This window comes from Celeribacter naphthalenivorans (assembly GCF_020524585.1).
GTDB lineage: Bacteria > Pseudomonadota > Alphaproteobacteria > Rhodobacterales > Rhodobacteraceae > Celeribacter > Celeribacter naphthalenivorans.
In genome coordinates this window covers 37,709-62,470 of sequence record NZ_JAIVLK010000004.1, presented here as the reverse complement: position 1 = coordinate 62,470, position 24,762 = coordinate 37,709, and the positions used below count along the sequence as shown (strand labels likewise).

General features: G+C 61.3%; 21 protein-coding genes. 15 read left to right on the top strand and 6 right to left on the bottom strand.

The annotated features are described in order from the left end of the window. Nucleotides 1–85: 85 nt before the first annotated feature. Nucleotides 86–1,027 (top strand): MBL fold metallo-hydrolase, encoded by a 942-nt coding sequence (locus LC094_RS09765; protein ID WP_226552399.1) that lies wholly within the window; start codon nucleotides 86–88, stop codon nucleotides 1,025–1,027. A gap of 236 nt (nucleotides 1,028–1,263) precedes the next feature. Beyond that, complete coding sequence (locus tag LC094_RS09760) at nucleotides 1,264–2,217, top strand: 1-phosphofructokinase family hexose kinase (protein ID WP_226552397.1); 954 nt, start codon at nucleotides 1,264–1,266, stop codon at nucleotides 2,215–2,217. Between the two features lie 3 nt (nucleotides 2,218–2,220). Here LC094_RS09760 and LC094_RS09755 read toward each other — a convergent pair whose 3' ends face one another. Then, entirely contained in the window at nucleotides 2,221–3,456 is a 1,236-nt protein-coding gene (locus tag LC094_RS09755; RefSeq protein ID WP_226552395.1) for an Hsp70 family protein, read from the bottom strand. Nucleotides 3,457–3,522: 66 nt separating this feature from the next. Continuing rightward, nucleotides 3,523–5,181 carry an NAD+ synthase gene (locus LC094_RS09750; RefSeq protein ID WP_226552393.1) on the bottom strand — a complete coding sequence of 553 codons (1,659 nt, stop codon included), beginning with the start codon at nucleotides 5,179–5,181 and terminating at the stop codon, nucleotides 3,523–3,525. Between the two features lie 234 nt (nucleotides 5,182–5,415). Between LC094_RS09750 and LC094_RS09745 the strand changes: the two genes are divergently transcribed. Next, complete coding sequence (locus LC094_RS09745) at nucleotides 5,416–6,852, top strand: MORN repeat-containing protein (RefSeq protein WP_404814993.1); 1,437 nt, start codon at nucleotides 5,416–5,418, stop codon at nucleotides 6,850–6,852. A gap of 2 nt (nucleotides 6,853–6,854) precedes the next feature. Here the strand turns inward: LC094_RS09745 and LC094_RS09740 are convergent, their stop codons facing one another. Beyond that, entirely contained in the window at nucleotides 6,855–8,384 is a 1,530-nt protein-coding gene (locus tag LC094_RS09740) for a cryptochrome/photolyase family protein (protein WP_319003286.1), read from the bottom strand. Further along, nucleotides 8,378–9,034, bottom strand: coding sequence for an SDR family NAD(P)-dependent oxidoreductase (locus LC094_RS09735; RefSeq protein WP_226552389.1), 657 nt, complete (start codon nucleotides 9,032–9,034; stop codon nucleotides 8,378–8,380). The genes LC094_RS09740 and LC094_RS09735 overlap by 7 nt, the downstream gene beginning before the upstream one ends. A 286-nt stretch (nucleotides 9,035–9,320) precedes the next feature. On the opposite strand from LC094_RS09735, the gene LC094_RS09730 reads away from it, so the two are divergent. The 7 genes from LC094_RS09730 to LC094_RS09700 all read left to right on the top strand — a co-directional run bounded on the left by LC094_RS09730 (nucleotide 9,321) and on the right by LC094_RS09700 (nucleotide 17,703). Next, complete coding sequence (locus tag LC094_RS09730; RefSeq protein WP_226552387.1) at nucleotides 9,321–10,898, top strand: 2-isopropylmalate synthase; 1,578 nt, start codon at nucleotides 9,321–9,323, stop codon at nucleotides 10,896–10,898. Nucleotides 10,899–11,128: 230 nt separating this feature from the next. Beyond that, the gene (locus tag LC094_RS09725; RefSeq protein WP_226552385.1) at nucleotides 11,129–12,166 is read left to right on the top strand and encodes a rod shape-determining protein; all 1,038 of its coding nucleotides are present in this window, start codon (nucleotides 11,129–11,131) and stop codon (nucleotides 12,164–12,166) included. A gap of 73 nt (nucleotides 12,167–12,239) precedes the next feature. Then, the gene (gene mreC / locus LC094_RS09720; protein ID WP_226552383.1) at nucleotides 12,240–13,169 is read left to right on the top strand and encodes a rod shape-determining protein MreC; all 930 of its coding nucleotides are present in this window, start codon (nucleotides 12,240–12,242) and stop codon (nucleotides 13,167–13,169) included. Next, the gene (locus LC094_RS09715; RefSeq protein ID WP_226552381.1) at nucleotides 13,162–13,701 is read left to right on the top strand and encodes a rod shape-determining protein MreD; all 540 of its coding nucleotides are present in this window, start codon (nucleotides 13,162–13,164) and stop codon (nucleotides 13,699–13,701) included. Before mreC ends, LC094_RS09715 begins: the two co-directional genes overlap by 8 nt. After that, the gene (gene mrdA, locus LC094_RS09710) at nucleotides 13,698–15,617 is read left to right on the top strand and encodes a penicillin-binding protein 2 (protein ID WP_226552379.1); all 1,920 of its coding nucleotides are present in this window, start codon (nucleotides 13,698–13,700) and stop codon (nucleotides 15,615–15,617) included. Before LC094_RS09715 ends, mrdA begins: the two co-directional genes overlap by 4 nt. Beyond that, nucleotides 15,614–16,762 (top strand): rod shape-determining protein RodA, encoded by a 1,149-nt coding sequence (rodA, locus tag LC094_RS09705; RefSeq protein WP_226552377.1) that lies wholly within the window; start codon nucleotides 15,614–15,616, stop codon nucleotides 16,760–16,762. The genes mrdA and rodA overlap by 4 nt, the downstream gene beginning before the upstream one ends. An 8-nt stretch (nucleotides 16,763–16,770) precedes the next feature. Further along, entirely contained in the window at nucleotides 16,771–17,703 is a 933-nt protein-coding gene (locus LC094_RS09700; RefSeq protein WP_226552375.1) for a 2-hydroxyacid dehydrogenase, read from the top strand. Nucleotides 17,704–17,744: 41 nt separating this feature from the next. Here LC094_RS09700 and LC094_RS09695 read toward each other — a convergent pair whose 3' ends face one another. After that, a complete protein-coding gene (locus tag LC094_RS09695) occupies nucleotides 17,745–18,533 on the bottom strand; it encodes an SseB family protein (RefSeq protein WP_226552373.1) in 789 nt (262 codons plus the stop codon). Between the two features lie 8 nt (nucleotides 18,534–18,541). Further along, nucleotides 18,542–19,120, bottom strand: a complete 579-nt coding sequence (locus LC094_RS09690) for a uracil-DNA glycosylase family protein (protein ID WP_226552900.1) — start codon at nucleotides 19,118–19,120, stop codon at nucleotides 18,542–18,544. Nucleotides 19,121–19,213: 93 nt separating this feature from the next. Here LC094_RS09690 and LC094_RS09685 point away from each other — a divergent pair, with 93 nt between their 5' ends. The 5 genes from LC094_RS09685 (at nucleotide 19,214) to LC094_RS09665 (ending at nucleotide 24,649) form a co-directional block, all read left to right on the top strand. Beyond that, nucleotides 19,214–19,579: an ArsR/SmtB family transcription factor gene (locus tag LC094_RS09685; protein WP_226552371.1), complete on the top strand. Its 366-nt coding sequence runs from the start codon at nucleotides 19,214–19,216 to the stop codon at nucleotides 19,577–19,579. After that, nucleotides 19,572–20,597, top strand: a complete 1,026-nt coding sequence (locus tag LC094_RS09680; protein ID WP_226552369.1) for a permease — start codon at nucleotides 19,572–19,574, stop codon at nucleotides 20,595–20,597. The genes LC094_RS09685 and LC094_RS09680 overlap by 8 nt, the downstream gene beginning before the upstream one ends. A 139-nt stretch (nucleotides 20,598–20,736) precedes the next feature. Then, nucleotides 20,737–22,017, top strand: a complete 1,281-nt coding sequence (locus LC094_RS09675; RefSeq protein ID WP_226552367.1) for a Na+/H+ antiporter NhaA — start codon at nucleotides 20,737–20,739, stop codon at nucleotides 22,015–22,017. A 201-nt stretch (nucleotides 22,018–22,218) separates the two neighbouring features. Further along, nucleotides 22,219–22,872: an ABC transporter ATP-binding protein gene (locus tag LC094_RS09670; protein ID WP_226552364.1), complete on the top strand. Its 654-nt coding sequence runs from the start codon at nucleotides 22,219–22,221 to the stop codon at nucleotides 22,870–22,872. Further along, nucleotides 22,856–24,649 carry a capsule biosynthesis protein gene (locus LC094_RS09665; protein WP_226552362.1) on the top strand — a complete coding sequence of 598 codons (1,794 nt, stop codon included), beginning with the start codon at nucleotides 22,856–22,858 and terminating at the stop codon, nucleotides 24,647–24,649. Before LC094_RS09670 ends, LC094_RS09665 begins: the two co-directional genes overlap by 17 nt. Nucleotides 24,650–24,762 lie beyond the last annotated feature (113 nt).

Genomic DNA, 24,762 nt, shown 5'->3' with positions numbered 1-24,762 from the left:
AAGCCGCTGACGCAATTGTCATCCTGCCGATGAGAAGCTGTGCTATTCTGATGTCAATCTTATCCGAAACCGGAGCACGCACATCATGAAAAACTCTTCTCTGAGAACGCCTTATCTGTCCCGCCGCCATCTTTTGCTGGGCGCCGCCGCTGTGCCCGTGGCCGCCAGCCTGCCCTTCGGCGCCCGCGCCGAGGCGCCGATGATGGGCGCGGCTCTCGCTCCCTATCGTCGCTTCACACTCGGGAATTTCGAGGTCACGACGCTTTTGGCCGGCACCCGCACCGTGCCCGACCCGCACACGATCTTTGGCCTCAATGCCTCTGACGAAGAGTTTGCCGCCGCCTCTGAGGCCGCCTTCATCCCCTCTGATGCCGCGCAGTTTTTCTTTACGCCGACGCTGGTGAATACCGGTTCGGAACTCATACTCTTTGACACCGGCATGGCCCCCGAAGGCATCGTGAGCGCGCTTGAGGCCGCCGGTTATACCGCCGATCAGGTCGACCGCGTGGTGATCACCCATATGCATGGCGACCACATCGGCGGCATCTATGCGGACGCCCCGACATTCGCCAATGCCGCCTATTCCACGGGGTCTGTGGAGATGGATCACTGGGACATGTCCGGCAACGACGGGTTCGAGGCCAAGATCCGGCCCCTGCAAGACCAGTTCGACCTTTTGGACGATGGCTCTGACCTCACCTCCGGCATCACCGCCATGGCCGCTTTCGGTCACACGCCGGGGCATATGGCCTTTCATCTGGAAAGCGAAGGGGAGCGCCTGATCCTCGGCGCGGATTTCGCCAACCATTACGTCTACTCGCTGGCCAACCCGGATTGGGAGGTGCTCTACGACACCGACAAAGCGATGGCCGCCACCACCCGCCGCAAGCTTTTGGACATGATGGCTGCGGACCGCGTGCCCTTTATCGGCTATCACATGCCCTTCCCGGCACTGGGCTATGTCGCCGCGAAAGACGGAAATTTCGAATATGTTCCGGCCAGTTACCAGACCATGATCGAAGGCTAAAATCACAAACACTTGGGCGGTGCGGCAAGTTTCATAAAGAGGCTTGCCGCTTCGCGTTTCAGACCGGCGACAAAGAGCTGGTGTCACATATCATTTGCAAATTCATTAGACAGTGCATAGCGGGACTGCGTAAAAAACACGCGTGAAGCAGGGCAATGTGACCTGCATCAATGATGTTAACGCTAGCGGCGCTAAGATCAGCCAAAAGTGAGAGAGTCGTGACAAGGGAGACACCCATGGCCCATATCCTGACCATCACATTGAACCCGACCGTGGACCTGTCCACCACGACCGCAAGCGTCGAAGCGGGGCCGAAACTGCGCTGTGTCACGCCGGAGGCCGATCCCGGCGGCGGCGGCATCAACGTGTCGCGCGCGATCAAATTTCTGGGCGGCGAAAGCACTGCCTTTACCGCCGTCGGCGGCGAAACAGGCGCACAGCTTTTGCGGCTTTTGGCAAAAGAACATGTGCGCTTCACCGCCTTTTCCGTCACCGGCGGCGCGACGCGGCAATCCATCGCCGTCACCGAACAGGAGACCGGACAGCAATACCGCTTTGTCATGCCCGGGCCCTATTGGAACCACGAGATGGTCAACGAGTCGCTCAACGCCATCGCACAAGCCGCGCCCGCGAGCGGCGTCGTCGTGCTCTCCGGCTCACAGCCGCCGGGCGTGCCGATGGATTACCCGGCCCGTCTGGCGCGTCATCTGGCCGCGAAAGGCGTGCAGCTTTTTGTCGACACTTCGGGGCAGCCGTTGCACGAATTGGTGAAACACACGGCCAATCCCTATGTGCTCAGAATGGATGATGTCGAGGCGGAGGATTTGGCGGGGCGCCCGCTTCCGACGCGCGAGGACACGGCGGATTTCGCCTCGGAACTGGTGGCCAAAGGTGTCGCCGAAAACGTCATCGTGGCGCGCGGCGCAGATGGCTCGACGCTTGCCAATGCGACCGGGCGCTGGCACGCCTCTCGGGCGATCAATCCCGAAGAGGTGGTCTCCGCCGTGGGGGCGGGCGACAGTTTCGTGGGGGCGTTTTCTCTAGCGCTCACCCGTGGCGATACGATGCAAGAGGCGCTGTGTTTCGGCACTGCCGCCGCCTCCGCCGCCGTCTTGAGCGCGGGGACGCAGCTTTGCTCCTCCAAAGAGGTGGCGCGACTTTTGCCGGGCTGCGACTTGATTGCGCTCTGAGGCTTACGCACCCTCGGCAGAGGCCAAGGCGAGACCATCGACGACCGCCGTAAAGGCCTCTCCGCGCAGTGCACGGGCCTCGGGCAGCACGGTCTGGCAGGCCGCTTCGACCACATGCATAAGGCTCGACCCGCCGACATAGACGACCGCGCCGACGGCGTCTGCCTTGAGGCCCGCAAGCGACAGGGTGGCCGTGATCGCCTCTGAAAGCTCAGCCCTGTAACCTGCCAAATCCTCGGCCAAAGCGGCGGGGGTCAAGGGCGCAGACAGGCCCTTTTCAATGAGCGCCAGATCAATCTGGGACGCGGCCCCGCCATTGGCGCCGATCTTCGCCGCCTCGACGGCGAAAGCAACATCATGGCCCAGCTCCGCCTCGATCACCTCGACGAGACGTTCGAGTTTTTCCGGCTCCACCGCGTGGGCATGAAGATCCTCAACTTTCGTCAACGTGTCGCGGGTGTAAAGAAAGGGGATGTTTTGCCAGGTCGCGAGATCGTTGAAAATCTGCGTCGGCATCGGCAAAAGCCCCTTGCCAAAGGTGCGCTTCAATTCGGTGCCTGCGCCCAAGAGCGGCATGGCATGCGCAAGGCTCAGCGCGCGGTCGAAATGCGTGCCGCCAAGGCGAATACCGTGGGAGGCCAGCACCTCGACCTTGCCGTTTTCCTTGCGAAACAGCGTGAAATCCGAGGTGCCGCCGCCGATGTCGACGACCAAGCCGATCTCGCCCGATTGCAAATCCTTGGAGGCCAGCGCCGCCGCTTCGGGTTCGGCCAGAAAGCGGATGCGGGAAAACCCGGCCATCTCATAGGCCTCGCGCAGATCACGTTCGGCCTGCGCGTCGCGCTCGGCATCTTTTGAATGAAAATGCACCGGACGACCGGACACGACGCCCGTGACAGGTTGGCGAAGCTGCTCTTCGGTGCGGGTTTTGAGCACGGTCAGGAATTGCGCGATGACGTCCAAGAGGCTCTGACGCTTGCCGCCGATGGGGCGGGTTTCGCGCAAAAGAGGCGTGCCCAACACGGATTTGAGCGCCCGCATATAGCGGCCCTCGTCGCCGTCGATCAGCGCCCTATTCGCCGCCGAACCAAGCCGCATTTGACCACGCGGGTCGAAAAACACCGCCGTCGGCAGGGTCTTTTCCCCGGGCTCAAGTTCGACAAGCCAGGGCGTACCATTGACCGCAAGGCCCAGCGCAGAATTCGATGTGCCGAAATCGATGCCAACCGTGAGTTCCATAGCGCGCCTCCTTATCAGAAAGCGCGCTGTCTAACGCCGCACATCGCACAGGGCAAGGGGGACGCGTTAGCTCGGGTCGCGCCAGCGGCTTGCGATCGGATAGCGACGATCCAACCAGAAGGCGCGCGGTGTCAGACGGGTGCCCGGCGCGGATTGGAAGCGTTTATACTCGGAGATATAGAGCAGATGCTCCACGCGCTTGACGGTCGCCCGATCAAAGCCTGCCTCCACCAGATCGGCCACGCTTTCTTCGCGATCCACCAGACCTTCGAGGATCGCGTCCAGCACCTCATAGGGCGGCAGGCTGTCGTCATCGCGCTGATCGGGCCGCAGCTCCGCCGAGGGCGGTTTGGCGATGATCGTAACGGGGATGACCTCGCCTTCGGGGCCTTTCATCCAATCGCGATGATTGGCATTGCGCCAGCGGCATTGCTCGAAGACACGCGTTTTGTAGAGGTCTTTGATCGGATTATAGCCGCCATTCATATCGCCATAAATCGTGCAATAGCCGACCGCGACCTCAGATTTATTGCCTGTTGTCAGCAACATAGAGCCGAACTTATTGGACAGTGCCATGAGCAAAAGCCCGCGAAGGCGCGACTGGATGTTTTCCTCGGTCGTATCAAACGGCAGATCGCCAAAGATCGGCGCGAGCGTGTCGGTGATCGCATCGCGGCCCTGAGAAATCGGCACGAAATCGTAGCGACAGCCGAGACGATTGGCGATGTCCTTGGCGTCATCCAGCGAGCCTTGGGACGTGTATTCCGACGGCAGCATCACGCAGTGAACATTCTCGGCGCCCAGCGCATCGGTGGCAATCGTGGCGACAATCGCCGAGTCGATACCGCCGGACAGGCCCAGAACGACCTTTTTGAAACCGGTCTTGCCAAGATAATCGCGCAGGCTCTCGACCATGGCGCGATAGTCCTGCTCCCACTCATCCGGCTGAGGGGTCACCTCGCCCTCACGCGCCACCCAGCGCCCGTCGGCTTTCTCGAAATCCACATGGCGCAACTCTTCGGCAAAGGCGGGCAGGATATGCGCCGGTTTGCCATGACGATTGAGCACGAAAGAGCCACCATCAAAAACCTGATCGTCCTGACCGCCGACCATGTTCAAATACACCAGAGGCACATCGTTCTCGATCACGCGCGACACCATATGGGTCAGCCGCGTGTTGAATTTGTTGCGATAATAGGGCGAGCCATTGGGCACGATCAAAATCTCCGCCCCGCTTTCAACCTGCGCTTCGGCGACGTCCTCGTACCAGGCATCCTCGCAGATCGGCGAGCCGATGCGCAGCGGGCCGATGGCATAGGGGCCTTCGATGGGACCGGACGCAAAGAGGCGTTTCTCGTCGAAGACCTTGTAATTCGGCAGGTGATGTTTGCGCAGCACCTGTTTCACGCGGCCCTCAGCCAGAATCCAATAGCCGTTGTAAAGCGCATCGCCATAGGAATAGGGCGCGCCCAGACCAATCGCGGGACCATCCACAGTCAAAGCGGCCAGTTCCTCGACCTTGGCCATGGCCGTGTTCACCAAAACGGGCTTCATCACCAGATCCTGCGGCTGATAGCCGATCAGGAACAGCTCCGGAAAGACGATCATATCGGCGCCTGCCGCTTTGGCCTCGGCATAGGCGGCACGCACCTTGTCGGCATTGGCATCGATCGCACCCACACTCGGGTTGAGCTGGGCTAAGGTCAGGCGAAAGGTCTCGGTCATGGCACTCATGTATCCTGAAGTCTCACGCATGGTTTAGCAGAATGACGCCCAAGGGAAAGGCGCTCACGGGAAAAACATTTGAAGACCGCGTGTCTTACCCCTAGTCTGGCGCGCGACAGGGCCCCCGACAGGATGCGGAAGGTCCAGAATTTAGAACAAGTCCACCTAGCGCCTCTTGGCGGCACAGGCAGACACATGACCTCATCGGGAATGGGACGTAAGACAGTGACACGAATGCGCATCACGCTTTTCGCGGCAACGATGATCGGGGCCATGCCAGCCCTGCCAACGGCCATGTTGGCGCAAGACAGCGGAAAAGTGGAGACCCGCCAGTTCGAAGAAGGCGGGATTTACGAAGGCACGTTCAAGGACGGCTTGCAGGACGGTGTCGGCACCTACAGCCTGCCGAACGGCTATGAATACACCGGCGAATGGGTGATGGGCGAGATCAAGGGCCAGGGCCTTGCGCGGTTTACCGACGGCTCGGTCTATGAGGGCGCCTTTGCCAAGGGGAAACCCGACGGCTTTGGCAAGATCACCTATGCGGACGGCGGCACCTATGAGGGCGACTGGGCCGAAGGCGAAGCCACCGGATCGGGCGTTGCAGTCTATGCCAATGGCGTGAAATACGAGGGCGGTTTTCTGGCTGCCAAGCACCACGGACAAGGACGCCTGGAGAGCCCCACCGGCTATATCTACGAAGGCGGCTGGGTCAACGGCGTCAAGGAAGGCCGTGGCACGATCACCTATCCCGAAGGCGCCACCTATGAGGGCGAAATGGCCCGCGACATGCGCCACGGGCCGGGTGTTCTGACCACCGACGAGGGGATGATTCTCGACTGCAACTGGGTGGACAACCAGTGCAACGGCCAAGGCACGATCACGCAGCCCAACGGCGATGTCTTCACCGGCGAGCTGGTCGGCGGCAAACGTCAGGGCGAGGGCAAAGTGACCTACGCCAATGGCGACGTCTATGAAGGCAGCTTTGACGACGACAAACGTGACGGCCAAGGCACCTTTACCGGCGCGGACGGCTACCTCTATGTCGGCGCATGGACCGAGGGGCGGATCGAGGGTCAGGGTCAGGTGACCTACCCGGACGGTTCCGTCTATATCGGCGACTTCCTCGATGACCTGTCACACGGCAAGGGCAAAATCACCTATCCCAATGGCACGACCTATGAGGGCGATTGGCAATATGGCGTGATCGACGGCACGGGCGTGGCGCGCTATGCGGGCGGGCTGACCTATGAGGGCGAGTTCCGGAACGCGCAGAACCACGGCAAGGGCAAGATGACCTATGCTGACGGCTTCGTCTACGACGGCGACTGGGTCGATGGCCAGCGTCAGGGCAAAGGCAAAGCCACCTATGTCGACGGCACGGTCTACGAGGGCGATTACGCGGCGGGCAAACGCGACGGGATCGGCACGATTCAGATGGCTTCAGGGTTCTCCTATACCGGCGAGTGGAAAGACGGCGAAATTCAGGGCCGCGGCAAGGCAACCTACCCCAATGGCGACAGCTATGAGGGCATGTTCGTGGCCGGAAAATCCAACGGTCACGGCACGATCACCTATGCCGATGGCAAAGTGGTGTCGGGCGAATGGGTCGATGGGGCTTTGGTGTCTGAGGATGCGCCCGAGACGGAGACGCCTGCGGCCTCTGAATAACCCTAAACAGTTTCCCCTTTTGAGAGGCGGTCCAGAAATGCGGCCGCCTCTTTCAATATCACCGCACGCTTCCCCTCATCCATCCGATCCCAGGTCCGATACATCTGGCTCATGCGAGGATTGCCTTTGAACCGCTCACGGTGGTGGTCGAGGAAGTGCCAATAGAGCAGGTTAAAAGGACAGGCCCCCTCCCCCGTCTTCTGCGTCACTGAATAGGCGCAGGCACCGCAATAATCCGACATCTTGTGGATGTAATTGCCCGAGGAAATATAGGGTTTCGACGCGATCACCCCGCCGTCGGCGAATTGGCTCATCCCCACCGTGTTGGGCGCCTCGACCCACTCGAAAGCGTCGATATAGACGGCGAGATACCATTCATGCACCTCCTTCGGATTAACTCCGGCCAAAAGTGCGAAATTGCCCGTCACCATGAGGCGCTGAATGTGGTGGGCATAGGCGTCTTCGCGGGTCTGAGCGACCGCGTGCGACAGGCAATTCATCCGGGTCTCAGCGCCCCAATAGAGCGCCGGCAGGCCGCGTTGATGGTTGAGCTTATTCTGATGCGGATAGTCGGGGCCTTTGAGAAAATACAGCCCCCGCACATATTCACGCCAGCCGAGGATCTGCCGGATGAAGCCCTCGGCGGAGTTGATCGGCACTTTGCCGTCGCGGTAGCGTTTCTCGACCGCGCGGCAGAGCGCCAGCGGTTCCAAAAGACCGATGTTGAGATAGGCGGACAAAAGCGAGTGATGCAGCACGCGGTCATTTGAGAGCATCGCGTCCTGATAGGTGCCGAAATCCTGCAAATGATGGTCGAGGAAATGCTGCTGCGCGCGGTCCGCGTCTTGGCGTGTCACGGCATAGGTGAACGGGCGCAGCTCTCCGAAATTTTCGCCAAACCGAGCCTCGACCAGATCGAGGACCTCGCGGGTGATGTCGTCCGGCTCGAACGTCAGAGGCTTGGCCCGGAACAGATCATCCGAGGCGGGTTTGCGATTGTCGTGGTCGAAATTCCATTGCCCACCTGAGGGCGCGTCACCCTCCATCAACAACCCGGTCTTGCGCCGCATTTCACGGTAAAAATACTCCATCCGAAGCACCTTGCGCCCCTCGGCCCAGCCCGCAAACTCCTGTTCTGTCGCAATAAATCGCGTGTCCGGCAATTGCCGCACCGGGATAGCGCTTTCCTCGGCCTCCAGGCGCAATCGCCATTCCCCGGCCTCAGTCATGACAATCTCATCCGCGCCGTGGTCTTGCGCCCGACGTCGCGCTTCGCCCAAAAGCGACTGCGCATTGTCCGCATCATCGAGCTTTGTGTAGGCCACCTGCCAGCCCGCCGCGCGCAGCTCTTTGGCGAAATGGCGCATGGCGGCAAAGATCAGCGCGATCTTTTTCGGGTGATGCCGGACGTAATCGGTCTCGTCGGCAACCTCTGCCATGACGACCAGATCACGGGTCTTGTCGCCTTCTTTGAGCGACGACATCTGAGGCGAGAGCTGATCGCCAAGGATCAGAATGACACGGCTCACCACGGCACCTCGTCGCCTTTCCAGTCATAAAACCGCCCGGTGTCGCCCGCGCCCCGCGCCGCCATGACGTCGATCAGATGTCCGGCGGCGTCCTCCGGGCTCAACTTGTCACGGCTGTAGCCTTCGGTGAATTTTGTGGCCACCGTGCCTGGGTGGTAGGCGATGAGGCAGGCCTCATTGTGACTGCGCGCGATCTCGATCGCCGCCGTGCGGGTCAATTGATTGGCCGCCGCCTTCGCCGCGCGGTAGCTGTACCAGCCGCCCATATGATTGTCGCCAATAGAACCGACCCGCGCAGTTAGAACCGCCACCACCGAGGGCGCATCTTTTGGCAAGAGCCGAGGCAATTCGCGCAGGATCAAAGCCGGGCCGATGGCATTGGTGGCGAATTGATCCAACAGCGCCTCGGCACTCAACATCCGCAAAGATTTCTCCGGCGGAGCCCCGGCCCCGTCGAGTTTTCCCGTGGCAATCACCGCCCGCTCGAACGGACCTTCGAGGGCGCCCAGATGCCGTGCCACGCTGTCGGGATCGGACACGTCCAACCCGTCTTCGCGCCGCGACAGGCCTGTGACCGCCATCCCCTGAGCCGTGAAACCACGACAGACAGCCGCACCAATCCCGCCCGAGGTCCCAATGACCAATGCTCTCATCTCTTTATCCTCTCAGAGACAGTACGCCTCCGCGCTCAATATGGTTCAAAATCAGACTTTTGGATTTTTGGGGTTTTCAAGCCGCCCGCGCGGAGTATATTCCGACCCCATGACGAGCACGACACATATCGCGGCATGCCATTTTGCCTTGCCCCCGCACGCTGGTGCGGCGCTTCGTCGTGGCCTCCTCCTTCTTAGCTGCCTCTGAGCGTGCCGACGGCGCGATGCTCAGAGGTGACCGCATGCGCCGGAGAGAAACGCTAAGGACTAAAAGAGAGATTTCAAAATGACCGAGACATCCAAACAGGACCGCGTCCTGATTTTCGACACGACCCTGCGGGACGGCGAACAATCCCCCGGCGCGACCATGAGCCACAATGAAAAGCTCGAGATCGCCGCCATGCTCGACGAGATGGGCGTGGACATCATCGAGGCGGGCTTTCCGATTGCCTCCGAGGGCGATTTCGAAGCGGTCAGCGAGATCGCGAAGAATTCCAAGAACTCCGTGATCTGCGGTCTGGCCCGCGCCAGCCTGCGTGACATCGACCGCTGTATGGAAGCCGTGCGTCACGCCGCGCGTCCGCGGATTCACACGTTTATCGGCACCTCGCCCCTGCACCGTGACATCACGGCGCTGACGATGGACGAGATGGCCGACAAGATCCACGAAACCGTGACCCACGCCCGCAACCTGACGGACAACGTGCAATGGTCGCCGATGGATGCGATCCGCACCGAGCATGATTACCTCTGCCGTGTGGTCGAGATCGCGATCAAGGCGGGTGCCACCACGATCAACATCCCCGACACCGTGGGCTACACCACGCCGCGCGAAAGTGCGGACATCATCCGCATGCTGCTCGAGCGCGTGCCGGGCGCCGATGAGATCGTCTTTGCCACGCACTGTCACAACGATCTGGGCATGGCGACCGCCAACGCTCTGGCCGCCGTCGAAGCCGGTGCCCGTCAAATCGAATGTACGATCAACGGTCTGGGCGAACGTGCGGGCAACACCGCGCTCGAAGAGGTCGTCATGGCGCTCAAGGTGCGCAACGATGTGATGCCGTTTTCGACCGGGATCGACACGACGAAGATCATGAACATCTCCCGCCGCGTGTCGCAGGTTTCGGGCTTTGCGGTCCAGCCGAACAAGGCCATCGTCGGCAAAAACGCCTTTGCCCATGAGAGCGGCATCCACCAGGATGGCATGCTGAAGAACAAGGAAACCTTCGAGATCATGCGTCCGCAGGACGTGGGTCTGTCGGGCACTTCCTTGCCGCTGGGCAAACACTCCGGACGCGCCGCTCTGCGCGCCAAGCTCGACGAGCTGGGCTACTCCTTGGGCGACAACCAGCTGAAAGACCTGTTTGTCAGCTTCAAGGAATTGGCGGATCGCAAGAAAGAGGTTCTGGATGACGACATCGTCGCGCTGATGCAGGCCACCGGGGCCGACAGCCAGAACGAGGTCATCAAGATCAAGCATTTGCGCGTGATCTGTGGCTCCGAGGCGCCGCAAACCGCCGACATCATCCTCGAAATCAATGGCGTCGAAAGCCATTGCACGGTCGAGGGCGACGGGCCGGTGGACGCGACCTTCAAGGCGATCAAGACGCTCTACCCGACGCAGGCGCGGTTGCAGCTTTATCAGGTGCAGGCCGTGACCGAAGGCACCGACGCGCAGGCCACCGTGATGGTGCGGATGGAAGAGGACGGGCGGATTTCCACCGGGCAAAGCTCGCACACGGATACGGTCTTTGCCTCCGCCAAGGCCTATGTGAACGCGCTGAACCGTCTGATCGTGCGTCGCGGCAAAACCGCGCCCAACGCCGATGTGCGTGAGATCAAATACACGGACGCCAGCTAAAGGCTGCGCCGCATTCTTTTCAGGCAATTGTGAAGAGGCGCTCCTTTGTGGGCGCCTTTTTCATGCTCAAAAGGCGATTTTGAGCAAGTCTTCGCCAAAACCCGCGATATCGCCCCCTTTTCCATAGCCACGACGCCCCCTATAAGTCTGCCGATACGGGGGGATTCTCCCCTGCGCGGCTGGCATCTTAGGCCAGACGGGGCATTCGGGGCGCACATACGGGGCACACAATGGCAGGATTTGCGGGACTTTTCTCTTCCGACATGGCAATCGACTTGGGCACGGCGAACACGCTGGTCTACGTCAAGGGCAAGGGCGTCATCCTCAATGAGCCTTCCGTTGTGGCCTATCACGTCAAAGACGGTCGCAAACAGGTGCTGGCCGTCGGCGAAGACGCCAAACACATGCTCGGCAAGACCCCCGGCTCCATCGAAGCCATTCGCCCGATGCGCGAAGGTGTGATCGCCGACTTCGACACCGCCGAAGAAATGATCAAACATTTCATCCGCAAGGTCCACAAACGCACCACCTTTTCCAAACCGAAGATCATCGTCTGCGTGCCGCATGGCGCCACCCCCGTCGAGAAACGCGCGATCCGTCAATCCGTGCTCTCCGCCGGTGCGCGCAAGGCCGGGCTGATTGCCGAACCGATCGCGGCGGCGATTGGGGCGGGCATGCCGATCACCGATCCGACCGGCAACATGGTTGTGGACATCGGCGGCGGCACCACCGAGGTGGCCGTTCTGTCCTTGGGCGACATCGTGTATGCGCGCTCCGTGCGCGTGGGTGGCGACCGGATGGATGACGCCATCATCGCCTACCTGCGCCGCCAACAGAACCTTTTGATCGGCGAAGGCACCGCCGAGCGCATCAAGACCACCATCGGCACCGCCCGGATGCCCGATGACGGCCGTGGCGCCGTGCTGACCATTCGCGGGCGCGACCTGTTGAACGGTGTGCCGAAAGAGATCGAGATCAACCAGGCACAGGTCGCCGAAGCGCTGGCCGAGCCGGTCATTCAAATCTGCGAGGCGGTGATGACCGCCTTGGAAACCACGCCCCCGGATCTCGCCGCCGACATCGTCGACCGTGGCGTGATGCTGACCGGTGGCGGGGCATTGCTGGGTGAGCTGGATCTGGCGCTGCGCGAACAGACCGGCCTTGCCATTTCGGTGGCCGACGAGTCACTCAATTGTGTGGCTCTGGGCACTGGCAAAGCGCTGGAATATGAGAAACAACTCCGGCACGTTATTGATTACGACAGCTGAGGGCTCGCGCCTTTTGGGCGCCTCCCCGGCACATTGTCTGGCGGCATGCCCGGCGCGCGGGTCCGGAGGATAGATGGCCAGAAACAAGGGCAATTCGGAAACCTATGTCCGCCCGATCCGGCGTTTGCTGATCGGCGTCATGCTTCTGTGCTTTATCGGCCTCTTCATCCTTTGGCGTATCGACAGCCCCCGGGTCGAACGGCTCCGCGCGGGGCTGGTCGACAAGGTTGTGCCCTCCTTCGAATGGGCTTTGGTGCCGGTCACCAAGACCATCGGCATGATCGAGAATTTCCAGAGTTATCAACGGCTTTACGACCAGAACCAGGAGCTGCGCAACGAGCTGCGTCAGATGCAGGCCTGGAAAGAAGCCGCGCTTCAGCTCGAACAGAAAAACGCCAAACTTCTCGACCTGAACAAGGTGCGGATCGACCCGCGGTACACCTATGTGACCGGCGTCGTGATGGCCGACAGCGGTTCGCCGTTTCGCCAATCCGTGCTTTTGAACGTCGGCGCGCGCGATGGGATCATGGACGGCTGGGCCACAATGGACGGCATCGGCCTCGTGGGCCGCATCTCCGGCGTGGGCCAGAACACCGCGCGGGTGATTCTCTTGACCGACAGCAACTCGCGCCTGCCGGTGACGATCCAGCCCTCGGGGCAACGCGCCATTCTGTCGGGAGACAACTCCATCCGCCCCTCGCTCGATTTCATCGAGACTCCCGAGCTTGTCCGCCCCGGCGACCGGGTGATTTCTTCGGGAGATGGCGGGGTGTTCCCGCCGGGCATTCTGATCGGTCAGGTCGCCAAAGGCCCGGACCGGCGCCTGCGCGTCATTTTGGCCGCCGATTACGAGCGGATGGATTACCTGCGTGTCTTGCGCACCCATCAGAGCGAGCGCATCACGGACCCCGGCGCCTTGATCATCCCGGAACGCGAGGTCCCGCAGCCCGAAATCGACGGGGTCGAAGACACAGACCAAAGCGCGGAGGCCGAGAATGGTTGACCCCCGCACGGTGCGCAAATGGTCCTTTCGCGGCGTATTTCTGTTGATCACCGCCTTGGCGACGTTTTTCTACCTTCTGCCGCTGCAAGTCGGCTCAGGCCGCTGGCCGGGGCCCGATCTGATCCTCGCCTTCGCCTTTGCCTGGGTCCTCAGACGCCCCGACTACGTGCCGGTGTTTCTTGTGGCCGCCGTTATGATTTTGGCCGATTTCATCTTCCTGCGCCCGCCGGGACTTTGGGCCGCGCTCAGCATCATGGGCCTCGAATTCCTGCGCAGCCGCGAACCCACCTCGCGCGATCTGCCTTTTGCCATCGAATGGGCAATGGTGGCCGGGGTCATGCTGGCGATGGCGGTGACCTATCGCGTGAGCCTCGCGATTTTCATGGTGGATCAGACCTCTCTGGGGCTGGCTATTTTGGGACAAATTTCGACGATCTTGAGTTATCCTATCGTCATTGCCATCTCCCATTACGGGCTTGGCATCGCCAAGATCACGCCCTCTGAGGCCGATGAGATGAGGTATGTGCGATGAAACGAACGCCTACGGAAAACGCCGCCTCCGCCCGCAAGATCACCCGCCGCGCGCTGTTTCTGGGCGGCTCTCAGGTGGCTTTCATGGGCGCTTTGGGGCTGCGGATGCGCTACTTGCAGGTCGATCAGGCCGACACGTTCCGACTTTTGGCCGAGGAAAACCGCATTCGCGATTTCCTTTTGGCGCCCGCGCGTGGGTTGATCTACGACCGCAACGGCGCGCTTTTGGCCGAAAACGAACAGACGCTCCGCGTGGTGATCCGCAAGGAAGATTCCGCCGAATTGGACGCGGTTCTCATCAAGCTCGAAGAGCTGATCGGCATCACCGCCGAGGATCAGGCCCGCGTACGCGACGAGTTGAAAAAAGCCGGCCCTTCTGCGCCTGTGATCATCGCGGATCGCCTGAGCTGGGAGGATTTTTCCCTCGTCTCCGCCAACGGCCCCGCGCTTCCGGGGGTGACGCCCGAGGTCGGCCTGTCGCGCTATTATCCGCTGCACAGTGATTTCGCCCATCTCGTCGGCTATGTCGGCCCGGTGTCGAGCTATGACATCTCCCGGATGGACACGGTCGATCCGGTTTACAAAATTCCGAAATTCCAGCTCGGTAAATTCGGCATCGAGGCCAAGCTCGAAGACACGCTGAAGGGCAAGGCGGGTCTCAGGCGTGTCGAGCAGAACGTGCATGCCCGGATCATCCGCGAGCTGGACCGCCAAGAGGGTCAGCCCGGATCCAACGTGCAGCTGACCGTCGATCACAAGGTGCAGAATTTCGTGCAGGCGCGTCTGGGCACCGAGAGTGCCGCCGCCGTGGTGATGGACGTGGAAACCGGCGACATCATCGCCGCCGGCTCGACGCCTGCGTTCGATCCGAACCTCTTCGTGCGCGGGATTTCCGTCGCCAATTACAATGCGTTGCTGGAAAACGACCACCGCCCCCTGCCCGCGAAATCCGTGCAAGGCGCCTATCCCCCCGGCTCGACCTTTAAAATGGTGACGGCGCTGGCGGCGCTGGAGGCTGGCGTAATCTCGCCGGATGAAACCGTGCGTTGTCTGGGCCACACGGAGGTCGGCGGGCGGCGGTTCCATTGTTGGAAACGCGCGGGCCATGGCAATGTGAACCTCGTAGGATCGCTGCGCCATTCCTGCGACGTCTATTATTACGAAGTCGCCCAGCGTGCGGGCATCGAGAAAATCGCCGAAATGGGCCGCAAGCTGGGGCTGGGTCAGACCTATGACCTGCCGCTGTCGGGGATCAATTCGGGCCTCATGCCGGACAAACAGTGGAAACTGGCCAATCGCGGCGCGGATTGGGTCGTCGGCGACAGTCTCAACGCCTCGATCGGACAGGGTTTTGTTCTGGCCACGCCCATGCAGCTTGCCGTGATGACCGCCCGCCTCGCCACGAACCGCGAAGTGATCCCCCGCGTTGTCCGTTCGATCAACGGGGTCGAACAGCCGGTGCTGGGGGGCGGGCCGCTGGACATCAACGAAAACATGCTGCGTGCGGTGCGTCAGGGCATGTTCGAAGTGCTGAACTCCAACCGCGGCACGGCCTATGCCTCGCGCATCGCGGATGAAACACTGCGGATGGCAGGCAAGACCGGCACATCACAGGTGCGCTCGACCGTGGTCAACAACAACAACGTGCCATGGGAGGAACGCGACCATGCGCTGTTCGTGTCCTATGCGCCCTATGATGCGCCGCGCTATGCGGTCTCCGTCGTGGTCGAACACGGTGGCGGCGGCTCTTCTGTCGCTGCGCCGATTGCCCGCGATCTGATGCTCTTTGCGCTGCATGGCGCCGTGCCGCCGCTTGAGGCCTATCCAAGCTCGCAGCGCAATACCATCCGCGAGCGTTTTCGCACCCTGCCGCTGCTCGGCGATGAGGGCGAGAGCGACGAGAGGAGCCAGGCATGAGCTATCTCGAAAGCACGCTCAAGACGGTGCCCACAGGCATCGCCAAGGTGCTTTATCTGAATTGGGCGCTCGTGGTTTTGCTCTCGGCCGTCGCCTCGGTCGGCTTTCTGATGCTCTATTCCAACGCGGGCGGCTCGTTTCAGCCTTGGGCAGAGCCGCAGATGAAACGCTTTGCGCTGGGGATCGTGGCGATGCTGATGATCGCCATGGTGCCCATTTGGTTTTGGCGCAATATCGCGGGGCTGGCCTATATCTTTTCCTTCCTGCTTTTGATCTTCGTGGAATTTTTCGGCCACGTCGGCATGGGCGCGCAGCGTTGGATCGATCTTGGCCCGATCAAGCTTCAGCCCTCCGAGTTGATGAAAATCTCTCTCGTGATGCTCTTAGCGGCCTATTACGACTGGCTGCCGTTGGAGAAAGTCTCGCGGCCCTTGTGGGTTTTGATTCCCGTCGTTTTGATCCTTGTGCCGACCTTCCTCGTGCTCAAACAGCCCGACCTCGGCACCTCGATCCTCTTGGTTGCGGGCGGCGCCATCGTGATGTTCGCGGCGGGCGTGAGCTGGATCTATTTCGGCGTCGTCATCGCACTTTTCGCCGGGCTAATCACCGCCGTTTTCGCCTCGCGCGACACCGGTTGGCAATTGCTCAACGACTATCAGTATCGCCGCATCGACACCTTCCTCGATCCCTCTGCCGATCCTCTGGGCGCGGGCTATCACATCACCCAGGCCAAGATCGCGCTTGGCTCCGGCGGCTGGACCGGGCGCGGGTTCATGCAGGGCACGCAGTCGCGTCTGAACTTCCTGCCCGAAAAGCACACCGACTTCATCTTCACCACTTTGGCGGAGGAATTCGGCTTTGTCGGCGCCTTCTCGCTTTTGGCGCTTTACGCCGGGATCATCGTCTTTTGTCTCGTCTCCGCGATGAACAACAAAGACCGCTTCGGCGCGCTGGTGACCATCGGCATCGCGGCCACGTTTTTCCTGTTTTTCGCGGTGAATATGTCCATGGTGATGGGCCTGATGCCTGTCGTGGGCGTGCCCTTGCCGCTGGTGTCCTATGGTGGCTCGGCGATGCTCGTGCTGCTGGCCGCCTTCGGCATTGTGCAATCGGCGCATGTCCACAGGCCCCGCAGCAAAAGGTAAGGCAAAAGATGACGCTGACCCTGCTGTTTTCCGCGCCTGAGCGGATTTGGCCGACCTACGAAGCCGTGCTGACGAAAGCCTTGGAAAACGCTGGTCTGGACGCGCGCCTCACCCGAGACGCCTCGCCCGAAGAGGTCGATTACATCGTCTACGCCCCCAATGACGCGCTCACCGACTTCACGCCCTACACGCGTGCCAAAGCCGTGTTGAGCCTCTGGGCCGGGGTCGAGAAAATCGCCCCCAATCCGACGCTGACCCAGCCCCTGTGTCGCATGGTAGATCCGGGCCTTGCACTTGGGATGCGGGATTATGTCGTTGGCCATGTGATGCGCTATCACCTCGGGATGGATCGCCATATTCACGGGTTGAACGGCCAATGGGATCACATCACGCCACCTCTGGCCAAGGATCGCCGCGTGACGGTTCTGGGGCTTGGCGAATTGGGCCGGACCTGCGCCGTGGCGCTCTCTCAGCTCGGCTTTGACGTCACCGGCTGGTCTCGGCGCCCCAAAGAGATTGACGGTCTCACCTGCCTCCACGGCCCCGAGGGCCTCGCTGAGGCGCTGAGCTCCGCCGAGATCCTCGTCACTCTCCTGCCCGACACGGCGGCGACGCAAAACACTTTGAATGCCGACACGCTTGCGTTGATGCCCAAAGGCGCGCGGATCGTGAATCCGGGGCGCGGCACTCTGATCGACGATGATGCCCTTTTGGCGGCTTTGGAGAGCGGTCAAATCGGGCACGCCACGCTCGACGTCTTCCGCACCGAGCCCCTGCCCGCCGATCACCCCTATTGGGCGCATCCCAACGTCACGGTCACGCCCCATATCGCCGCCGAGACCCGCGCCAACACCGCCTCTGGCGTCATCGCGGAAAACATCCGGCGCTCAGAGGCGGGTGAGCCACTGCTGCATCTCGTGAACCGCAGCGCAGGCTACTGACCCCAACCATTGCGTTTCCTTTGCTGCGGTAAATACTCACATCACCGCAGTTTCGGCGGGGCATTCGGGTCCATGCCCGGCGCAGAGGGTCCGGTCGAGATCGGCTCCGGCTCCGGCAAATCGAACCGCAGGCCAAAGCGGGCCAGAGGCGCACAGAGCGGATCGGAAGATTTGAAAAACGCCACATCCAAAGCGCCCGCCTCGACGCCGGAAAAAATCAGTGCCTCGGAGACGAGTTTCGCCAACGCATCTTCCGCGCCGGGGATTTGATCCACGAAAGCCAAAAGATGCGAACGCACCCCGTCCTCGTATTTCACGCCCGCAAGATACACGAGCCTCGCCAGCCCGCCCGCAATCGCAAGCTTTGCATCCAACGCCACGATCAAAGATTCAGGCAGGCCCGCAGGCGGGAAAATCTCTTCGGCTTTGCCATGGCCCTCGGTGGGCGCATTGCCCAAAGTCGCATGAAGCCAATCGACCGCTGCCCCCGGCAAAAGCATTTCAGACGGGGCCACCGACAGGTTCAGCCCAAGACCATAGCCCGACCCCGCCAGCATTTCCGCCAAAACCCGCCCCGACATCGCGGCATAGGGCGCATGGCCCGCGAATTCCGCCAAACGTTGCTCGCGATCAAAGGCCAGCACGAAATTATCCGCCTCGACCGGAAAGACACGCGGCGTGATCGGACCTTCGCCGTCATGTTCTTCGTCCAATAGCAAAAACCATTCGCCATCGGCCACCCGTTCGAAAAACCGCAGACGCGCGTTGTCGTCGTCGGGGGCGGCCTGCATGGCGGCATGGGCCAGATCAATCGGGGTCTGTTCGGTCATCTCATCTCTCACAACAGCGTTTGGATACGGGCGCGCAGGTCTGGCAAAAGCTCGGCCTCGAACCACGGATTTTTCCTGAGCCAAGCCGTATTGCGCCAGGACGGATGAGGCAAGGGAAAGAGACGCGGCGCATCGGCGCGCCAGTTCATCACCGCCTCGGTCAGACTGCCTTTGTGGCCGGTGTGATAACGGATCGCGTGGAGACCCACGGGCAGGATCAGCTCCAGATCGGTCAGCTCCGTCATCACCTTGTCATGCCATGTGTCGCGACAGAGCGCGGGCGGCGGCAGGTCCGATCCCTTGGCGTCATACCCCGGAAAGCAAAAGCCCATCGGCACGATGGCGATGCGGTCGCGGTCATAAAACACCGCCTCATCCAGCCCCAACCAGGCGCGCAGCCGCTCGCCCGAGGCATCGGTAAAGGGCCGCCCGCTCTCATGCACCCGCGCGCCGGGGGCCTGTCCGGCGATTAGGATGCGCGCAGTGGGACGGAACCAGACCACCGGACGCGGGCTGTGTCGCGTTGCCGTCACGGCAAAGCGATCGGCGCAGAGGCGGCAGGTTTGGATGTCCTGAGCGAGTGTCATTTTGAGGTTGTAGCGCGACAGCGGCAGATTGGCCACTTGACTCATTTTAATATTTTTAGAAATATAGAAATGAATCATAGCACGGAGTCCCGGATGTCCACCCCAAGACCGAATACGCAATTCGATGACCTGTCCCTCGCCGAAGCCGCCAGCATGTTTTCCGCGCTGGGGTCCGAACAGCGCCTCATGGTCCTGCGCACGCTTTTGCGGGCGGGACCAAAGGGGCTGTCCATCGGAGAGCTGGGCAATCGCACCGGCATCACCGGCGCCACACTCACGCATCACATGAAAACGCTCGCCGCCGTCGGCGTCGTCAAACAGGAAAAACAAGGCCGGTCGGTGATCTGCATCGCCGCCGATTACGACCAGCTGCAAAGCCAGCTCACAGGTCTTTTGGACGAATGCTGCGCCGACTGCACAGATGACACCTGCACCCCGGAGGCCCATTGTCATGACTGATCTCACCCAAACCCCGCCGCGCCTCCCACAACTTTGGAAGCGGCTCGACAAGGCGCTCCTGCTCACAGGGCTGGTGCTCTTGGCCGTGGCCGTCTTTGACCCCGCAAACCTGTTCCCGACCTTCAAATTCACGCTGGAAGCTCTCTGGGAGGTCGTGCCCTTCCTGTTGTTCGCCATCCTCGCCACCGCTTACGTTCAGGCCACGGGCGCCGAGACCCTGTTGAGCAGGGCGTTTGAGGGCCGCGAGATGCAGATGATCTTTGTGGCGGCGCTTGTGGGCGGCATTTCGCCCTTTTGCTCCTGTCAGGTCATCCCCTTTATCGCCGCCTCGCTTGCCATGGGCGTGCCTTTGTCTGCCGTCATGGCGTTTTGGCTGGCCTCGCCGCTGATGGACCCGGCGATGTTCTTTGTCACCGCGGGCGAGTTGGGCATGGATTTCGCCGTGGCCAAAACCGTCGCCGCCGTGGGCATCGGGCTTTTGGGCGGTTTGGGCGTCAAACTTCTGGGCGGCACGGCGCTTTTTGCCGATCCACTCAAGGCTTTCGACAAGCCCTCCTGCTGCGCCACCTCCGGTCTGCGCGGCAAGCCGAACTGGACGTTTTGGCGCGACCGCGACCGCATCGACACCTTCAAATCGAGTTTTCTCAAGAACCTTCTTTTCTTGGGCAAATGGATGCTCGTCGCCTATGCGCTCGAAAGCGTCATGCTCTCCTACCTGCCCGCCGATGTGATCGCCTCTGTGATGGGCGGCGAGGGCCTTAAACCGATCCTGATCGGCGCCGTCATCGGTGCGCCCGCCTATCTCAACGGCTTTGCCGCCGTGCCGCTGATGTCCGGGCTGATCTCACAAGGCATGGCCGAGGGCGCCGCCATGTCCTTTATGATCGCGGGCGGCATTTCCTGTATCCCGGCGGCGGTGGCGGTCTGGGCACTGGTCAAACCGCGCGTCTTTGCCGCCTATATCGGCTTTGCCCTCATGGGCGCGGTTCTGGCCGGGGTGATCTGGTCCGCCTTCTAATCCCGCTTGCACGCGCGGGCTGACGCGGCCCGCGCTTGCTCTGAAAGCCCAGTTGAATTATCCCGGCTATAGGGTTTGGTGAACATCCGACCACTGGGTGCCACCCAAACCGACGGGATCGGGTTAAAAAGGGCTGAGCATGTATAAGGTCTGGAATTTTATCACCAACTATTCGCTGCTCTTGATCATCGGTGCGATTTTGGCGCTGATCTGGGCGAATGTGGATGCCCAGTCCTACCACGCGTTTGTCGAATACCCGATCGCCGAGAATTTCTTTATCGGCCACGCCCATGTCGACGATCACGGTCATGTCCATCGTACCTTGACGCTGCATTACCTGTTCAACGATCTCTTCATGGCCTTCTTCTTTGCCATCGCCGCGAAAGAGGTCTGGGAGGCGGTGATCCTCAAGAACGGCAGCCTGCGTGGCAAGAAAGCCGCCACGCCCCTGATCGCCACCTCTGGCGGGATGCTGGGGCCGATTGCGGTCTATCTGGGGCTTGCGCTGATCATGGGATCCGACACTTTCGATGCGGTCAAGAACGGCTGGGCCGTGCCGACCGCGACCGACATCGCGTTTTCCTATCTGGTGGGCCGCGTGGTCTTTGGCGCGGGGCATCCGGCGGTGCGGTTTCTGTTGCTTTTGGCCATCGCAGACGATGCGGCTGGCCTTGTAATCTTGGCGATATTCTATCCGACCGGCGAATTGGCCCCGCAGTGGCTCTTGCTGTCCTTGGCCGCCGCCGTGGTGGTATTTGTCCTCGCCAACTGGCTGCCGCGCAAGATGGATGCGGGCAATCAGCTGCGCCCCAACTCGACCTGGGTGCGCAAGAACCTGACGTTCTGGCCCTATCTGATCGCGGGCTGCATTTCCTGGTACGGCTTTATGCGCGCGGGCATTCACCCGGCGCTGGGCCTCTTGCCCATCGTGCCGACCATCCCGCATGCCGACCGCGCCTTCGGGATTTTTGCCGCCGCAGAAGAGCACCTGCATGACCTGTTGAACGACATCGAACACAAACTCAAAAGCCCGGTCGAGGTCATCCTGTTTTTCTTTGGCCTGTTGAACGCAGGCGTCGAATTCAACGCCATCGGGGACCCGACATGGTTGGTTCTGGCAGGGCTTTTGATCGGCAAACCTGTGGGCGTTCTGGTCATGGGCGCCTTTGCCGCGCATGTGTTGCGGCTGGGTCTGCCGGCCGGGATGCGGACCATCGATCTTCTGGTGATCGGCTGTGTCGCGGCCATCGGGTTTACCGTGTCGCTGTTCATTGCGGCGGTGGCCTTTGACGGCACGGCCATGCTTGGCGACACTCCCATTCAGGCGGCGGCCAAGATGGGCGCGCTGTTCTCCTTTGTCGCAGCTGTCGTCTCGATCGTGGCGGGCAAGCTTTGCGGGGTTAAGAAACAATCCGCGTGAATCGGTGCTGCGACCGCGCCACCGTTTCCCTCGCAAGGTCAAAAACTTGCGATTTGGCCGCATTCCTGCCACATTTGCGCGATCATAGATGGATTTACCGCGCGCACGGCGACATAATATGGCCGGAATGACCGTTTAAGACGTTCCCTTAAGAAGCCCCGTTAAGGGTTGGGTGTTGAGGCAGTATCAGGGCGCGTAGAGATGCTCGAATTTGACAATGTCAGCAAGTCCTTCTGGACCGGCAAGCAGCGCAAGGTGATCCTTGATCGCGCCTCTTTTCGCGTGGAGCTTGGCAATTCTCTCGGCATTTTGGCGCCCAACGGCACCGGCAAGACCACGATCATCAACATGATGTCGGGCCTTGAGAAACCCGACGAGGGCGAAATTCGCCGCAGCTGTCGCGTGTCCTTCCCTTTGGGGTTCATGGGCGGGCTGTTGGGCAAACACACCGCGCGCGAAAACGTGCGGTTCATCGCCGAGCTCTACGATCTCGACCCCGACTACGTGGAGGCGTTTTGCCGTTGGCTCTGCGAGTTGGACGAATATTTCGAAATGCCCGTGGCGACATTTTCCGCCGGGATGCGGTCGCGCCTGTCCTTCGCGCTGTTGCTGGCGCTCGATTTCGATATGTATCTGATCGACGAGGGCATGCCCTCCACCGCAGATGTCAATTTCAACCGCAAAGCAGGCAGCATCCTGCGCGAGCGGCTTGAGCGCACCACCATCGTCGTGGTCTCGCATCAGGCCGCCACATTGGAAAAATTCTGTCGTTCTGCCGCCGTTCTCAGAAACGGCCAACTTTATATGTTCGACACGCTGGAAGAGGCAAAGGCACTCTATGACTACGAAGGTTAAAGCCCAGAAATTCCGCGTCCGTCGGACACCGCGCGCCGCCTCGTCTCAGGCGGGGGCCGCTGCTGCGCCGGATCTCGATCCGATCATTGAAAGCCCGGCGCCCTCTGCGGCGAAGACCGGCGACATCCTTGATGACGACAAACTCTTTGACACGGACGCCAGCGCCGACGGGTTTGGCGATGCCCCATTTCCCGGTTCTGCCGCAGCCGAGGCCAAGCCGCAGCCCAGCCGCCGCGCCCGCCCGCAAGGCGGCGTCGCGCGCTCTCTGGGGCGTGGTGACGCGTCTGAGGACAACGCCCTTCATGGCGATGTCACCCCGGCGGACGAGACCGCGATCGACGCCGACATCGACGCGATCCGACGCGAGGGGCTCACGGGTCGGCAATTGCGTCTGGCCCGGCGCGTGGCGCAGAAACACGGGCTTCCCGCGACCTCGGATTTCGACGCGGTAAGGCTTTTGCGCAAGGCGGGGATCGACCCGTTTCAACGCGGTGCCATGCTCGATATGGTGACCACGGAAGGCAAAGGACCGTCGCGAGAACTGACCACGACCGAGGGGCCGAAACTGCCCAAGACCGTCGAGAACAAGCCCAATCTGCCCTCAAAGGACATCCTTGACCGGTTGACCCGCGATGGTGAGATTTCGCAAATCCAGCAAGACATCGCCCGGCGGCGTCGCCGCAAAATGGCCTTGCTGGCCGCGCGACTGGCGGTCTTTGTCGGCATTCCGACGATCCTTGCGGGGATTTATTTCTATACATTGGCAACGCCGATGTATGCGACCAAATCGGCCTTTATCATCCAGCAATCCGAAGCCCCTTCGGCTGGCGGTAGCATTGGCGGACTGTTGTCCGGCAGCCCTCTGGCCACGTCGCAGGATTCGATCACCGTGCAGGATTACCTGACCTCCCGCGAAGCGATGCTGCGTCTTGACGCCGACACAGGGTTCAAGGCGCATTTCTCCTCCGACGCCATCGACCCGCTGCAACGCCTGCCGGAGAATCCGACCAACGAAGAGGCCTACAAGGTCTATCTGGATCGTGTGTCCATCGGCTATGATCCGACAGAAGGCCTGTTGCGGATGGAGGTCGTGGCCGCCGATCCGCAGGTTTCGCAGGATTTCTCCGACCACCTCATCGCCTATGCCGAGGAACAGGTCGATCAGATGACCCAGCGCCTGCGCGAGGACCAGATGAAGGGCGCGCGCGAGAGCCTCGATGACACCGAGGCCAAGATGATCGCGGCGCAGGAAAAAATCGTGCAACTGCAGGAACAGCTGGGGATCATCTCGCCGGATGCGGAAACCGCCGCGATCATGTCGCAGGTCTCCGCCTTCGAGACGCAATTGCAGCAAAAGCGGCTGCAACTGCAACAGCTTCTGGACAACCCGCGCCCGAACCAGGCGCGAGTCGAGGGCACGCAGGGCGACATCCGTCGGCTCGACAACCTGATCACGGATTTGCGCGCGCAGCTGACGCAGGCGAACGAAGGCGCCGACTCTCTGGCCCGGATCACCGCCGAATTGCGCATGGCCGAGGTCGATCTGGCAACGCGTCAGGCGATGGCCGCCTCCGCCATTCAGGCGCTTGAGATGGCGCGTGTCGAGGCCAACCGTCAGGTGCGCTACCTGTCGCTGTCCTCCCGCCCCGTGGCCCCCGATGAGCCGACATATCCGCGTAAATTCGAGAACACGCTTTTGGCGATGCTGGTGTTTTCCGGCATCTACCTTCTGGCCTCGCTCACCGCTGCGGTGCTGCGCGAACAGGTTTCGGCCTGATGAAACGCCGCGCCTTCCCGGCGCGGCGCCTCCACTTACCTCCCCCGCCTGAGCACTTTTTCAGATGTCCTTCAGGTTTTTCACAAAAGGCTCGAAAAAGGGCTTGCACAGGA

What these genes read in the sequence shown, in the direction of transcription:
- LC094_RS09730 (WP_226552387.1), top strand. Translation starts at nt 9,321, where the DNA reads ATGACCGAGACATCCAAACAGGACCGCGTCCTGATTTTCGACACGACC.
- LC094_RS09675 (WP_226552367.1), top strand. Translation starts at nt 20,737, where the DNA reads ATGTATAAGGTCTGGAATTTTATCACCAACTATTCGCTGCTCTTGATC.
- LC094_RS09755 (WP_226552395.1), bottom strand. Translation starts at nt 3,456, where the DNA reads ATGGAACTCACGGTTGGCATCGATTTCGGCACATCGAATTCTGCGCTG.
- LC094_RS09750 (WP_226552393.1), bottom strand. Translation starts at nt 5,181, where the DNA reads ATGACCGAGACCTTTCGCCTGACCTTAGCCCAGCTCAACCCGAGTGTG.
- mrdA (WP_226552379.1), top strand. Translation starts at nt 13,698, where the DNA reads ATGAAACGAACGCCTACGGAAAACGCCGCCTCCGCCCGCAAGATCACC.
- LC094_RS09715 (WP_226552381.1), top strand. Translation starts at nt 13,162, where the DNA reads ATGGTTGACCCCCGCACGGTGCGCAAATGGTCCTTTCGCGGCGTATTT.
- LC094_RS09745 (WP_404814993.1), top strand. Translation starts at nt 5,416, where the DNA reads ATGCGCATCACGCTTTTCGCGGCAACGATGATCGGGGCCATGCCAGCC.
- mreC (WP_226552383.1), top strand. Translation starts at nt 12,240, where the DNA reads ATGGCCAGAAACAAGGGCAATTCGGAAACCTATGTCCGCCCGATCCGG.
- LC094_RS09670 (WP_226552364.1), top strand. Translation starts at nt 22,219, where the DNA reads ATGCTCGAATTTGACAATGTCAGCAAGTCCTTCTGGACCGGCAAGCAG.
- LC094_RS09665 (WP_226552362.1), top strand. Translation starts at nt 22,856, where the DNA reads ATGACTACGAAGGTTAAAGCCCAGAAATTCCGCGTCCGTCGGACACCG.
- rodA (WP_226552377.1), top strand. Translation starts at nt 15,614, where the DNA reads ATGAGCTATCTCGAAAGCACGCTCAAGACGGTGCCCACAGGCATCGCC.
- LC094_RS09690 (WP_226552900.1), bottom strand. Translation starts at nt 19,120, where the DNA reads ATGACACTCGCTCAGGACATCCAAACCTGCCGCCTCTGCGCCGATCGC.
- LC094_RS09700 (WP_226552375.1), top strand. Translation starts at nt 16,771, where the DNA reads ATGACGCTGACCCTGCTGTTTTCCGCGCCTGAGCGGATTTGGCCGACC.
- LC094_RS09695 (WP_226552373.1), bottom strand. Translation starts at nt 18,533, where the DNA reads ATGACCGAACAGACCCCGATTGATCTGGCCCATGCCGCCATGCAGGCC.
- LC094_RS09680 (WP_226552369.1), top strand. Translation starts at nt 19,572, where the DNA reads ATGACTGATCTCACCCAAACCCCGCCGCGCCTCCCACAACTTTGGAAG.
- LC094_RS09685 (WP_226552371.1), top strand. Translation starts at nt 19,214, where the DNA reads ATGTCCACCCCAAGACCGAATACGCAATTCGATGACCTGTCCCTCGCC.
- LC094_RS09735 (WP_226552389.1), bottom strand. Translation starts at nt 9,034, where the DNA reads ATGAGAGCATTGGTCATTGGGACCTCGGGCGGGATTGGTGCGGCTGTC.
- LC094_RS09765 (WP_226552399.1), top strand. Translation starts at nt 86, where the DNA reads ATGAAAAACTCTTCTCTGAGAACGCCTTATCTGTCCCGCCGCCATCTT.
- LC094_RS09725 (WP_226552385.1), top strand. Translation starts at nt 11,129, where the DNA reads ATGGCAGGATTTGCGGGACTTTTCTCTTCCGACATGGCAATCGACTTG.
- LC094_RS09760 (WP_226552397.1), top strand. Translation starts at nt 1,264, where the DNA reads ATGGCCCATATCCTGACCATCACATTGAACCCGACCGTGGACCTGTCC.